Raw genomic sequence first — 12990 nt, forward strand, 5'->3', positions numbered from 1 at the left:
CGAGGAAGAGAACATGCCCATCGTCGCCAAACCCTATGACCTGATTGAACAGGCGCGCCCGGTTCGCCCGGCCCGTGTCGCCACCCCGATCAAGACCTTGCAAGTCGTCCCCGCGCGACACCCCTGGCGCTGGGCCGGGTCGATCTTTGCCGCGCTGGTGCTGCTGGGCATCGTGCACTCCCTGGCCACCAACCCGCGCTGGGAGTGGGGCGTGTTCGGCCAGTGGTTCTTCTCGCCGTCGGTGCTGCGCGGCCTCGGCCAGACGCTGTTGCTGACCCTGCTGAGCACCGTATTCAGCATGATCCTCGGCACGGCGCTGGCGTTGGCGCGGCTGTCGGGCTCGCCGCTGCTGGCCGCATTGGCCTGGGGTTACATCTGGTTTTTCCGCTCGATGCCGGCGCTGCTGGTGCTGATCATTCTGTACAACTTCGCGTATCTGTATGACCACATCGTGCTCGGCGTGCCGTTCACCAGCGTGGTGTTCGCCGAGTGGTCCACCGTGGACGTGCTCAGCCAGTTCACCGTGGCCGTACTGGGCTTGAGCCTGATGCAGGCGGCGTACGCGGCAGAGATCATTCGCGGCGGCCTGATCGGGGTGGATGCCGGCCAGCACGAAGCGGCGGCGGCGCTGGGGCTGCCGGCTTCGCGTCGGGTGTTTCGGATCATCCTGCCCCAGGCGCTGCGCTCGATTCTGCCGTCGGGTTTCAACGAAATCATCGGCCTGGTCAAAGGCACCTCCATTGTCTACGTGCTGGCCTTGCCCGAGCTGTTCTACACCGTGCAGGTCATCTACAACCGCACCCAGGCGGTGATCCCGCTGCTGATCGTGGCGACCGTGTGGTACCTGATCATCACCACCGTTCTGACCAGCGCGCAGTACTACGTCGAGCGCTACTTTGCGCGTGGCACGGCACGGGTGCTGCCGCCGACGCCCTTGCAGCGCATCAGCCGCTGGCTCAAGGAGAAATCCCATGAGTGAAGCCCGCGCCGGTCGCATTCAAATCCAGGGCGTGGGCAAGCGCTTTGGCAATCAGCAGGTGTTGCAAGACATCCACCTGACCATTGACCCAGGCAAGGTCACGGTGATTCTCGGGCCGTCGGGCTCGGGCAAATCCACCTTGCTGCGCACTATCAACCACCTGGAAAAGATCGACAGCGGCCACATCACCATCGACGGCGAATACGTCGGCTATCGACGCAAGGGCGACCTGCTCTATGAACTGAAAGAACGGGAAATCCTCAAGCGCCGGATCGACGTCGGTTTCGTGTTCCAGAACTTCAACCTGTTCCCGCACCTCACCGCCTGGGAAAACATCGCCGAGGCGCCCCTGGCCCACAAGCGCTGGAGCAAAGCCGAGGCGCAGGCCAAGGCGTCCGAATTGCTGGCCAAAGTTGGCCTTGCAGACAAAGCCGACGCCTATCCACGCCAGCTCTCCGGCGGCCAGCAACAACGCGTGGCCATCGCCCGCGCCCTGGCGCTGGACCCGAAAGTGCTGCTGTTCGATGAACCCACCTCGGCCCTCGACCCGGAGCTGGTGGGCGAAGTGCTGGATGTGATCAAGGGCCTGACCCAACTGGGCGTGACCCTGGTGATCGTCACCCACGAAATCGGTTTTGCCCGCGAAGTGGCCGACCACGTGGTGTTCCTCTGCGACGGCCAGCTCATCGAAGAAGGCCCGCCTGAACAGATCTTCCGCCAACCCCGACATCCCCGCACTGTGGCCTTTCTCGGCAAGGTGCTTTAGTTCAAGGAGTGACTGCCCATGTTTATTTCTACTGCCCGTGTGGCCCTGCTGGCGCTGGCCGTCAGTGCTGCGCAAAGTGCGTTCGCCGTGCAACAGGTGGACCTCAGCCCCGACCGCGTGCGCATCCATGTGCCACGTAACGAAGCCGCCATCGCGCAGATCCCGCCAGGCTTCAAGTTCGCCCAGCCGGGCAAGTTCACCGTGGCCGTGTCCGGCGTGGCGGGGCCACCCCTGGCGCTGCTGGCCAATGACGACAAGACCACCATCGGCAGCGAAGCCGACACCGCGCAACTGGTCGCTGACAGCCTCGGCCTGCAACTCAACGTGGTGCAGACCAGTTGGGAAGACTGGCCGCTGGGCGTCAGCTCGGGCAAATACGACGCGGTGATCAGCAATGTCACCGTGACCGAGGCGCGCAAGAAACGCTTCGACTTCGCGACGTATCGCCAGGACGTGCTCGGCTTTTATGTGAAGAGCACCAGCAAGATCAACGAGATCAAACAGGCGCCGGACATCGCCGGGCTGAAGATCATCGTTGGCTCCGGCACCAACCAGGAAAAAGTCCTGCTGGCGTGGAACGAGGCGAATGAGAAGGCCGGGATCAAGCCCGCGCTGTTGCAGTACTTCGATGACCAGGCTGCCGCGCAACTGGCGGTGCAGTCCGGGCGCAGTGATGCGTTGTTCGGGCCGAACTCGGTGTACGCCTATTCCGCCGCGATCACCGGCGGCATCAAGCGCGTCGGCACCGTCAACGGCGGCTGGCCGTTGCAGGCCGACATCGCCGTGACCACACGCAAGGACAATGGCCTGGTCAAGCCGATCCACACCGCTCTGGAAAGCGCGATTGCCGGCGGCCAATACGAGCAGGTCCTGCAACGCTGGGGCCTGGACGTGGAGCGCGTCGACAAGTCGCTGATCAACCCACCGGGCCTGCCGGATTAAGGAGTAGCGAACATGGGACTGACACGACGTGAAGCGCTGTCGAGCATCGCAGCGGTAGGCGGCGAGAAGGCGGTCAAGGATGCCCTCGCGGTATTGGGCCTGGGACCTTCATCGCACCGCCGCCCGCAACCGCTGAAACTCAAGGACGGCCTGGGGCAGGGCACTCGCGTGCTGGTGCTGGGCGCCGGGATTTCCGGGTTGGTCACGGCGCTGGAACTGACCCGCGCCGGCTTCGAGGTGCAAGTGCTGGAGGCCCGCGAGCGGGTGGGTGGCCGCACCTGGACGATCCGCCATGGCGACCGCGTGGACTACAAGGATGGGCGCACGCAAACCGCCACTTTTGATCAGGGCCATTACTTCAACGCAGGCCCTGCGCGAATCCCCAGCCAGCACCGCACGATCCTCGACTATTGCAGTGAACTGGGGGTGCCGCTGGAGGTGCTGGTCAACAGCAGCCATGGCGCCCAGGTGCGCCCGGATATCGACAAGCCGGCGTTCAGCGTCGGCCAGGCGATCAACGATGCGCGCGGGCACTTGTCCGGTTTACTGGCCAAGGCCGTGCAGCGTGATGCCCTCGACGACGTGTTGAACAGCGAAGAACGCACACGCTTGCTGGCGTTTTTGCAGGTGTATGGCGACCTCTCGCAAGAGCTGGCGTTCGAGGGCACGATCCGTTCGGGGCACCTGGAATCGCCGGCCCATCCCGGCGCTTTGCCGGCTGCGCGCAGCCCGCTGGCGTTGGATCAACTGCTGCACCCGGAGCTGTGGGGCGCGCTGCTGCACACCGAATTCCCGGAATTCTCGGCGACCATGTTTCAGCCGGTCGGCGGCATGGACCGCATCACCGACGCCTTTTACGCCCGGGTCCGCGACCACGTGCAACTGGGCGCCCAGGTGCGGCAGATCCGCCAACTGGAAGACGGCGTCGCGGTGACGTATCACGACCAGCACAGCGGCCGCGAACAGGTGGTGCGCGCCGACTACCTGATCTCGACCCTGCCGCTGCCGTTGCTGGCCAAGCTCGATACTGACTTCAGCGACCCGATCAAGGCCGCCTTGCGCAGCACCCGCAGCGACCAGGCGACCAAAGTGGCGTGGCAGTCGCCGCGTTTCTGGGAGACCGACTACCGCACCTACGGCGGCCTGTCGTGGATCGAACACCCGGCGCGCCTGCTGTGGTACCCGAGCAACGGTCTCAACACCCGCGACGGTTTGCTGGTGGCCGGTTATGTGACCGGCGACGGCGCTGACCGCTTTGGCGCGCAACCCTTGGCGCAGCAGTACGCCACCTCGAAAGAAGCCGTGGAGCTGCTGCATCCGGGTTATGCCAAACACCTGCGCCACCCGCTGGCGGTGTCCTGGGAACAGATCCCCTACAGCGAAGGCCCGTGGCTGCAACGCGAACACTTCCCGGCCGATGCCAGTGCCTTGCTCGAAGCCGGTGTTGGCCGCGTGTACTTCGCCGGTGACGGCCTGGTGCAGAGCGGCGTGGGCATCTGGCAGGAATCGGCGGCCAACTCGGCGCGCCATGTGGTCGCGCAACTGGCCGAACGGGTGACTCAACAACGTCAGATTGCGGCAGTGGCCGCGTCCTAAGGAGCATCATCATGAGCGACAGCATTCAACGTACCAGCGTCGGCAACTTCCCGATCTCGCAAACCGTCACCGTACCGGCTTCCGCCAGCCTGATCTTTGTCAGCGGTACCTTGCCCGACCTGCACGACGCCAACGCCCCGGCGGGCACGCCAGCGGCCTATGGCAACACCGAAGTGCAGACGGTGTCGGTGTTCAACAAGATCCGCACGATCCTCCAGCAACACGACCTCGACCTCGGCGATATCGTGCAACTGCGGGTGTTCCTGGTGGGCGCCGAAGAGACCGCCGGCAAGCTCGATTTCGCCGGCTTGCAGGCCGGCTACACGCAGTTTTTCGGCACGCCAGAGCAGCCGAACAAACCCGCGCGCACTGCCTTGCAAGTGGTGGCCCTGCCACTGCCGGGCGCGCTGGTGGAAGTCGAGGCCATCGCCGCCCGAACGGCGTAACCCCCCAGCGTTTCACTGACACCTTCCCTCCATAGGCAGGATTCCAGGCTTCGGCGCCCACGCGCCGAACGCCCTGGAGCGGGTTCGTGCACCCGACAGAAACCGACAAGGAACAGCAATGAGCAATCAGCGTGAGTCACTGGCGAACAAGAGATGGTTGAGCGGGCTCCTGTTGATGGGCCTGACGGTTGAGGGCGTGCTGGCGCAAGAAGCGCAGTTGGACAAAGTCGAAGTGGTCGGCGCGCGTGTCACCGAGGCCAACCTGGCGATTGGCACTGACCAGATCAGCAACACCCTGACCATTTCCCATCAAGCCTTGCAGTCGGCGCCCGCCGGTACCTCAGGCTTGAAGATGCTCGAAGCCTTGCCCGGCTTCAACGTGCAGTCCAACGATGCCCTGGGCCTCTACGAATTCGGCAACTCGGTGTTCGTGCGCGCGTTCAACCTGCAACAGATCGGCTTCTCCATCGACGGCGTGCCCCTGGGGCGCAGCGACCAGTTTGGCGGCAGCCCGATCTACCGTTACGTCGATAACGAAAACACCGAACGCGTCACCGCGTCCACCGGCGCTGGCGATGTGTCGCAGCCGGGGTATACGTCGCTGGGGCCTTATGTGGATTACATCTCCACCAATCCGGCCAAGGAAGCCGGGGTCAGCACGTCATACACCCTGGGCAGCGACAGCCTGCGACGCAGTTTCGTCAAGCTGCAAACCGGCGAGCATGCGGGGCTGTCGGCGTATTTCAGCCGCTCGAAGATCGACGGCGACCTGTGGCGCGGCCCCGGCACCATCGACCGTGAGCACCTGGAAGGCAAGGTGCGCTATCAGTTCGGCGAGGGGCATGAGCTGCTGTTTCGCGCGGTGCACAACGACTTTTATGACTACGACTCGCCCTATGTGACCCAGGCCCAATACCACGGCACCGCCAATGATCCGTTCGGTCGCTCCGGGCGTGATTTCGCGTACCTCAAGGAAGTACCGCCGCAACCCGAAACCGTGGCTGGCGTGCCCTACAGCAATCCCAATTACAACCAGTCGTACAAGCAGGCGATCAACCAGCGGCGCGACACCTTGTACAGCCTCACCGGCAACTTTCTGCTCAACGATGCGTTGGAAAGCAGCACCAGCGTCTACTACGAAGCCAAGAAAGGTTTTGGCGTGTCCCCCGAGGCCTACAGCACCTCGCTGGCGCTGCATAACGCCGAGGCCAACGTACCCGGCCTGGTTGATCCGCGTGGTGTGCAATACGGGCTCTCATCCCTCAGCGGCCACCGTTACGGCGGGCGCAGCAGCTTGACCTGGCACGTCGGCCAGCATGCGATCGAAGCGGGTGTGTGGGCCGAAAAGGATGTGTTCAACCGCTTGCAAGCGCGCTACAACCTGAGCGACGGCAGCCCCGATGGCAGCCCGCTGTTCAATGAGCCGGTGCACAAGCAGGGCGACTTCACCTCGACCCGCGACTCCCTGCAACTGAACATCAAAGACACCTGGACCCTGCTCGACGACCGCCTGCGCCTGCAATACGGCTTCAAGCGTCTGGAACTGGACTACCGCATCGAAGGCTATCGCAATGCTGGCGACTACATCGCCAACCGCCAGCCGCGCCTGAGCACCTCATGGACCGACAACTTCCTGCCCCAGGCCGGGCTGGTGTATGACCTGACGGCCAACTCCCAGCTGTTTGCCTCCTACTCGGAGAACATGGCGCTGCCGCGGGGCGCCGACGATGTGTTCCGCGCGGCCAGCCCCAACGCGCCGGCACCGGCGGCGGAGACTTCGAAGAACTACGAGGTGGGCTACCGCCTCAATCGTCCGACGTTCAACGCCGCCTGGGCGTTGTACCGCACCGAGTTCGACAACCGCCTGCAAGCCTTCGCCTCGCCGGTGGCCGGCAGCAGCACCGCCGAAACCTACTACCAGAACGTCGGTCGCGCGCTGGCCTACGGCACCGAGTTGAGCGGGCAATGGAAGCCGCCGGTGCTGGCGGACAAACTGGTGCTCAACGGCAACCTCACCTACAACATTGCGCAGTTCAAGGATGATGCCGCCGGGCTATCGCTCAAGGACAATAACATCCCCGACAGCCCGCGCTGGCTGGCGCAGGCGGGCATCACCTACGAGCTGGCGCCGTGGGCGGTGCTGAATTTTTCCGGGCGGCATATCGGCTCGCGCTACAGCAACTTCACCAACACCGAATCGGTGCCGGGCTACACCCTCTACAACGCCTACCTCGACCTTGGCGGCGAGCGCCTGCATTACGGGCCGCTCAAGAGCGTCAAGCTGCGCTTCAACATCGACAACCTCTTCGACAAGGACTACCTCGGCTACATCCTCACCAGCGCCAGCGGGCCGGCCTATTACCGGCCCGGTTCGCCGCGCACCTTCCAGACCACCCTCAGCGCGGAGTTTTGACCGATGAATAGCCGATACCTGCTGGCGCTGTGCATGGCCGCCATGACCGCGCATGCCAGCGATGAAGTCAGCCCCGAGACGCTGGCATTGCATCAGCGTTTGCTGGTGCTCGACAGCCACCTCGATACACCGATGCAATTGTCTCGCCCTGGCTGGGACATCCTCGCCCGCCACACCTATGCCGAGGATGGCAGCCAGGTGGATGTGCCGCGCATGCAAGACGGCGGCCTCGACGGCGGCTTCTGGGTGATCTACACCGCCCCAGTGCCCGACACCGATGAGGGCCGCGCCAGTGCCAGCAACTACGGGCTGGCGATGTTGGCGCGCATTCGTGACCTGGCAGAGCGTTCGCCGCAGACTTTCGAACTGGCACTGACTGCCGCCGATGCGCGGCGCATTGCGGGAGAGGGCAAGCGGGTGGTGTTTATCAGCATGGAAAACGCCGACCCCCTCAGTGCCGATCCGCAACGCCTGTTGACCTACTATCGCCAGGGCTTGCGCATGCTCGGGCTGGTGCATTTCAGCACCAATGAAATCGCTGATTCGGCGACCGCATTGCCCAAGTGGCACGGCCTCAGCCCCAAGGGCCGTGAGCTGGTGAAGGAGGCCAACCGGCTGGGGATTCTGCTGGATGTGTCCCACGCTTCCGATGCGGTATTCGATCAGGTACTGGCGGCGTCCACTGCGCCGATCATTGCGTCCCACAGCAGCAGCAAGGCGGTCAATAACCACCCGCGCAACCTCGACGATGCGCGGCTGCGGCAACTGGCGGCCAAGGGTGGCGTGGTGCAGGTCAACAGCTACGGCGATTACCTGGTGCCGCTCAAGCCCAATCCCGAACGGCAAAAAGCCCTGGCGCCGTTGTATGCGCAGTACCGCAACCTGGCGGGGCTGAGCCCGGAGCAGGTCAAGGCGTTGCATGGGGATATCGCGGCGGTCAACCAGCGCTTCCCGCAACCCAAGCCCGACCTGGATGTGTTTATGAAGCACTTGTTGCACATCCTCGAGGTGGTCGGCCCTGAGCATGTGGGCATTGGTGCCGATTGGGACGGCGGTGGCGGGGTGGTCGGGCTGGAGGATGTCAGCCAGTTGCCGAAGATCACCCAGCGTTTGCTGGAGGCGGGGTACAGCGAAAAGGACTTGGCCAATATCTGGGGCGAAAATCTGTTGCGTGTGGTGCAGGCAGCACAAGCCAAGGCGCAGGTTGCTTTATCTATGCAATAAAAGAATGTTGTGAATTTTAAGTGATCAGTATTTTTAATAATTAGCATAGACCTACAAAGCCTTTCACAAGGCCCCTGTGGGGCTATTAATGTCAGCCCCAACGGCCATCCACGGAGGAATAACCCCCATGTCCACAACACCCCGGCAACTCAAGTTCGGCGCCATTCTCACCGGCGTCGGCACCGCACAAAACGAATGGTTGCACCCGCAGATCCCCGGCGATGCCAGTGTGGATATCGACTGGTACCGCGCCCAGGCCCGGCAGGCCGAAGCGGCCAAGTTCGACCTGGTGTTCATTGTTGACAGCCCCTACATCACCCCGGATTCGGCGCCGCATTTTCTCAACCGCCTGGAGCCGTTGACCCTGCTGTCCGCCATCGCTGGCGCCACGTCGAAAATCGGCCTGGTGGCGACTCTCACCACCTCCTATACCGAACCCTTCAACGTCGCCCGCCAGTTCGCCTCCCTGGACCATATCAGCGGTGGTCGCGCCGGTTGGAACGTGGTCACCACTGGCCTGGAAGGCGCTGCCGGCAACTTTGGTCGTGAGCAGCATATCGACCACACCGAGCGCTATCGCCGCGCCGCCGAGCACCTGGAGGTGGTGCAGGGCTTGTGGGACTCCTATGAAGACGATGCCTTTGTGCGCGACAAGGCCAACAAGGTGTTCCTCGACCCGCAGCGCCAGCATCGCCTCGATCACCAGGGCGAGTTTTTCGCCGTGACCGGGCCGCTGAATATCGCCCGTTCCGCACAAGGCCAACCGGTGATTTTCCAGGCCGGGATTTCCGAGTCCGGGCGCAGCCTGGCGGCGAATTATGCCGAGGGGATTTTCGCCGGCGTGGGCAACTTCGAGGATGCCCAGGCCTACTACCGCGACATCAAGCAACGCACGGCAGCCGCCGGGCGCAACCCCGACCACGTGACCATCCTGCCGGGCATCTCACCGATCATTGCCGATACCGACGAACAGGCCCAGGCCATCGACCGTGAACGCAATGGCGAGCTGGACCTGGACAAGGCGCTGGTGCAGCTGGGGCGGCCGTTCAACTACCACGATTTCAGCCAATACCCGCTGGACGAACCGTTCCCGGAACTCGGCGACCTGGGCAGCAACGGCTATCGCGGCCACGCGGAAAACATCAAACAAGTCGCCCGCGACCAGGGCTTGACCTTGCGCCAGGCGGCGTTGCGTTTTGCCAAGCCGTTTTCCAGCTTTGTCGGCTCGCCGCAGACCGTGGCCGATGAGATCGAGCGTTGGTTTGTCGAAGGGGCGGTGGATGGGTTCAATATCCACGTCGGTGCGCCGGATGACTTTGCGCGCTTTACCGATCAAGTGCTGCCGCTGCTGCGTGAGCGTGGGTTGTTCCGCAGTGAGTACAGCCACAGCACGTTGCGCGGGCATTTGGGGTTGCCCGTGCCGGTGAATCGGCATACGGCGGCGCGGGTGGTGAAGCCTTTGCGGGCGGTCGGTGCGTAATTATTCATAACGGCGTGAGCGCGGGGGCTACCACCATTTCCATTTGCCCTGTTTTTTCAGGGTGGCGATGATGTGCTCGCGCTTGTGGCGGAGTTCAACCATCTTGTGGCGCAGTTCGCGGCAGCGGTTGCTGTTGAGGATGAGTAGGCCGATCAGGGGGCTGAGCAGGGCCATGAAGTAGAGAAAAAGCGGCGGACGGTACGCTATTGCGGGTAGGGATATCAGTAAGCAGATTACGTAGATGCCGACACTCATCCATACCAAGTGGATTCGACCATAGGTCACCTGAATCTTTGAAACAAACAGGACAAGACCTGTTACGAGGCTGCCGAAGAAAAAGATTTTGATCGCACGGTCTTCTGGAAGCACCGAGAGAAACGTCACCAACAGTAAGACGGCGGTCATCGCTATCGTGAAACAGCCGGTAAGTACATCCGCCCCGATCACCAGCGCATAACGCCTCCTGAATTTTAGTGGGTTTTCAAGGTATAGATAGGTGCAAGCCCGCTCCTCAGGCGTCATCGTTTTCCAATCTTTCCATGCTTCATCCATGTTGAATTCGCCAAGTTCTCTTGCCTCTTTATGCTTGCTCATTGGCTGGCCTCCTCGTAGATACCGATCGCCAACGCCTTGATGTTTCCTGGCATCGAGCTGCTAGCGAAACCCACAGCGGCCGCCAAGGCTTCTCTTATGTGATGGGTAGTAGCAAGTTGCATTTCTGTGGCACTGATTCGTTTTGGCAATGTTCTGTTGGCCTGTTTCACCTTCAGGATTTTGGGGGTTAGTCGAGGGTCCTGGAGCCTGAGCAACTCATCATTCAGTTTTGCGCGTTCTTGGCGGTTCAGGCCTTTCAGGACTTTTCTGAGTGGCTTGCCGGTGGCTTTGGTTGCTGTGTTTACTGTTCTGATAGTGGTCAATACTGAGGTGGCGACGCCCAGTAATGCGATGGTATCCAGCGCTGCTTCAACGGCCTGATACCAGGCTTCGTTGTCCAATTTATCAAGGTATTGCGGAACGAATGCTTCAACACCGGTTCGACCCAACCCGGCGACGCACTGGGTGATGCTGGCGGCCAGGGCGGCCTGGCCGATAAATGTAATCACCACACTCGCTCCCGCTGTAAAGGGCATGAACGCCACTCCACTTGACACTACGATCCAACTCAATATTGCCCCTGCACAGGTCGCACCCGTTTTTAGAGCCTGCGCCACCAACCTCGACTCCCGCGGCTCATGCTCCAACATCCGCTTGAACTCTACCGGCCCCACAGCCCTCGGTGCCTCACGCAACACCACCTTCTTCACCTGCACACTGCACACCGCCTGAAACTCGCGCAGTGTCAGCACATTTAAATCCTCATCGATATACACCACCCCCGCGCCAATCAGCGCGGGGTCGGCGTCGATGGCGGAGAACAGCCGCCGCAGGTCAATGCTGCCTTCAATGCGCTGACGCGTGTTGCGGTGGGCCGAGGGAAATCCATCTTTGAACAGGGCGGTCGTCATTCCTTAACTCCTGGGTTTTTCGGGAGTTGAGAGGTTAAAGACGCGGTGGCGCAAATGAATGTCGGAAGTTTCGGTGTTTGCCGACAGGCACTTCCCGATCCCTCAGTGGTGTCTTGTGGCCCCCGTGTCGGATCAGGAAAAGTTCGCCCCGCGCCATTTCCGGCGCTGACTAAGGACAGGGAGCCAACATGGCCGTCGATATGTTTTTGAAGCTGGGCGATATCAAGGGTGAGTCACGGGACCAGGCGCACCGCGATGAGATCGACATCACCGAATGGGCGTGGGGGTTGTCGCAGACGGGTTCGATGCATTCGGGTACGGGAGGCGGTGCGGGCAAGGTCGATATCGGCAACCTGAACCTGAGCAAACCGCTGGATAAATCCAGCCCTAACCTGATGATGGCCTGCGCCAGCGGCAAACATTACCCCGAAGCGCGGTTGGTGGTGCGCAAGGCGGGCGGTTCCAGCCCGGTGGAGTATCTGGTGATCACCTTGAAGGAAGTCATGGTGGTGTCCTACAGCACCAGTGCAGAGAGCAAGGATGATCTGCTCTACGACCGCATCGCCTTGAACTTCGCCACCGTCGATGTCAGCTACCAACCGCAGAAAGCCGACGGCGCCAAGGACGGTGGGCCGGTGAAGTTTGGCTGGAATATCCGGCAGAACGTGAAGGCCTGATACCTAATTACTGATGGAATAGGGTGAAAATGCGGGAGGAGGCTTCCCCTCATGCCAGTCAGTTAAGCATTAGAAGGAGCAAACAGTAACCTGTGGCGAGGGAGCTTGCTCCCGCTGGACTGCGCAGCAGTCCCAAAAGAGCCGGGGCCGCTTCGCGGCCCAGCGGGAGCAAGCTCCCTCGCCACAGGTACAGCGTTCGCCCTTAATCCGTGCCCGGATACCGCGTCTCCATCACAATCGACAGCGCATCCGGGCGCCAGAACTCCTGGTCGAACTCCACGGCCTGGTTGTCTTCGCCGAAGTTCAAGCGCTCCAGGTAGACGCTGGTGGAACCGGGCGACAGTTGCAGCAACTCCGCCTGTTCCTCGTTGACCGTGCCGATATGCATCTCCAGTTCGCAGCGCGATTGCACCCGGGCAAAGCGTTCACGCAGCAGTTGGGTCAGTGAAGTGTTGAGGTCGGCGTCCAGCAGGCCGGGGCACCAGCTGGCGAGCAGGGCGTTGAATTCCAGCAGCACTGGGCGGCGGTCGATCCAGCGGCGGCGTTGCAGGAAGAACACCGGTTCGTCCTCCGAGGCCAGGCCCATGCGCTTGGCCAGCCAGGGGCCGGCGGGGCGCAGTTCGGCGTGCAGGCACTCGGTGCGGGGCGTGCGGCCCTGGGCGCTGACGTAGTCCATAAAGCCGCTGATGCGCGTCGGGTCGTAGCGGATGCGCTGCGGGCTGACGAACCAGCCCCGGCGGTTTTCGCGGTAGACCAGGCCCTCGGCCTCCAGTTGCTGCAAGGCCTGGCGCAAGGTCACGCGGGTGCAGCCGAAGCGTTCGATCATGTCCCGCTCGGAGGGGAATTTCTCGTCGGCCTGGGGGCTGCCAGCGGCGATGTCGTGGGCGATCTGTTCGCGGATGCGCTGGTAGTGCGGAGAAATGGGGTCGAAAGGCATCCTGGGGTTCCGTAGGCAGGCATGA

Annotated in this window: 12 protein-coding genes; 9 read left to right on the top strand and 3 right to left on the bottom strand. The window is 62.4% G+C overall.

Translation table 11 applies throughout. The annotated features are described in order from the left end of the window. The first annotated feature begins 13 nt into the window (after positions 1–13). From ACZRMO_RS17885 to ACZRMO_RS17920, 8 genes are all read left to right on the top strand, one after another. A complete protein-coding gene (locus ACZRMO_RS17885) occupies positions 14–979 on the top strand; it encodes an amino acid ABC transporter permease (RefSeq protein WP_017737031.1) in 966 nt (321 codons plus the stop codon). Then, positions 972–1745, top strand: coding sequence for an amino acid ABC transporter ATP-binding protein (locus tag ACZRMO_RS17890; RefSeq protein WP_017737032.1), 774 nt, complete (start codon positions 972–974; stop codon positions 1743–1745). Before ACZRMO_RS17885 ends, ACZRMO_RS17890 begins: the two co-directional genes overlap by 8 nt. Positions 1746–1763: 18 nt before the next feature. Beyond that, entirely contained in the window at positions 1764–2687 is a 924-nt protein-coding gene (locus ACZRMO_RS17895) for an ABC transporter substrate-binding protein (RefSeq protein ID WP_207042577.1), read from the top strand. 12 nt (positions 2688–2699) lie between these two features. Beyond that, a complete protein-coding gene (locus tag ACZRMO_RS17900) occupies positions 2700–4283 on the top strand; it encodes a flavin monoamine oxidase family protein (RefSeq protein WP_463973678.1) in 1584 nt (527 codons plus the stop codon). A gap of 11 nt (positions 4284–4294) precedes the next feature. Then, positions 4295–4729, top strand: coding sequence for a RidA family protein (locus ACZRMO_RS17905; protein WP_463973679.1), 435 nt, complete (start codon positions 4295–4297; stop codon positions 4727–4729). A 118-nt stretch (positions 4730–4847) separates the two neighbouring features. Then, a complete protein-coding gene (locus tag ACZRMO_RS17910) occupies positions 4848–7142 on the top strand; it encodes a TonB-dependent receptor (RefSeq protein ID WP_463973680.1) in 2295 nt (764 codons plus the stop codon). A 3-nt stretch (positions 7143–7145) separates the two neighbouring features. Then, positions 7146–8366, top strand: a complete 1221-nt coding sequence (locus tag ACZRMO_RS17915) for a dipeptidase (protein WP_463973681.1) — start codon at positions 7146–7148, stop codon at positions 8364–8366. Between the two features lie 127 nt (positions 8367–8493). Further along, positions 8494–9846: an LLM class flavin-dependent oxidoreductase gene (locus ACZRMO_RS17920; RefSeq protein ID WP_463973682.1), complete on the top strand. Its 1353-nt coding sequence runs from the start codon at positions 8494–8496 to the stop codon at positions 9844–9846. Between the two features lie 27 nt (positions 9847–9873). Here the strand turns inward: ACZRMO_RS17920 and ACZRMO_RS17925 are convergent, their stop codons facing one another. Together ACZRMO_RS17925 and ACZRMO_RS17930 are read right to left on the bottom strand one after the other, a co-directional pair. After that, the gene (locus tag ACZRMO_RS17925; RefSeq protein WP_463973683.1) at positions 9874–10440 is read right to left on the bottom strand and encodes a hypothetical protein; all 567 of its coding nucleotides are present in this window, start codon (positions 10438–10440) and stop codon (positions 9874–9876) included. Then, complete coding sequence (locus tag ACZRMO_RS17930; protein ID WP_463973684.1) at positions 10437–11351, bottom strand: NAD synthetase; 915 nt, start codon at positions 11349–11351, stop codon at positions 10437–10439. The genes ACZRMO_RS17925 and ACZRMO_RS17930 overlap by 4 nt, the downstream gene beginning before the upstream one ends. A 188-nt stretch (positions 11352–11539) precedes the next feature. On the opposite strand from ACZRMO_RS17930, the gene ACZRMO_RS17935 reads away from it, so the two are divergent. Then, the gene (locus ACZRMO_RS17935) at positions 11540–12028 is read left to right on the top strand and encodes an Hcp family type VI secretion system effector (RefSeq protein WP_017737044.1); all 489 of its coding nucleotides are present in this window, start codon (positions 11540–11542) and stop codon (positions 12026–12028) included. A gap of 202 nt (positions 12029–12230) precedes the next feature. Here the strand turns inward: ACZRMO_RS17935 and ACZRMO_RS17940 are convergent, their stop codons facing one another. Further along, positions 12231–12965 (bottom strand): UTRA domain-containing protein, encoded by a 735-nt coding sequence (locus ACZRMO_RS17940; RefSeq protein ID WP_463973685.1) that lies wholly within the window; start codon positions 12963–12965, stop codon positions 12231–12233. Positions 12966–12990: the final 25 nt, after the last annotated feature.

It is taken from the genome of Pseudomonas sp. B611 (assembly GCF_055407965.1).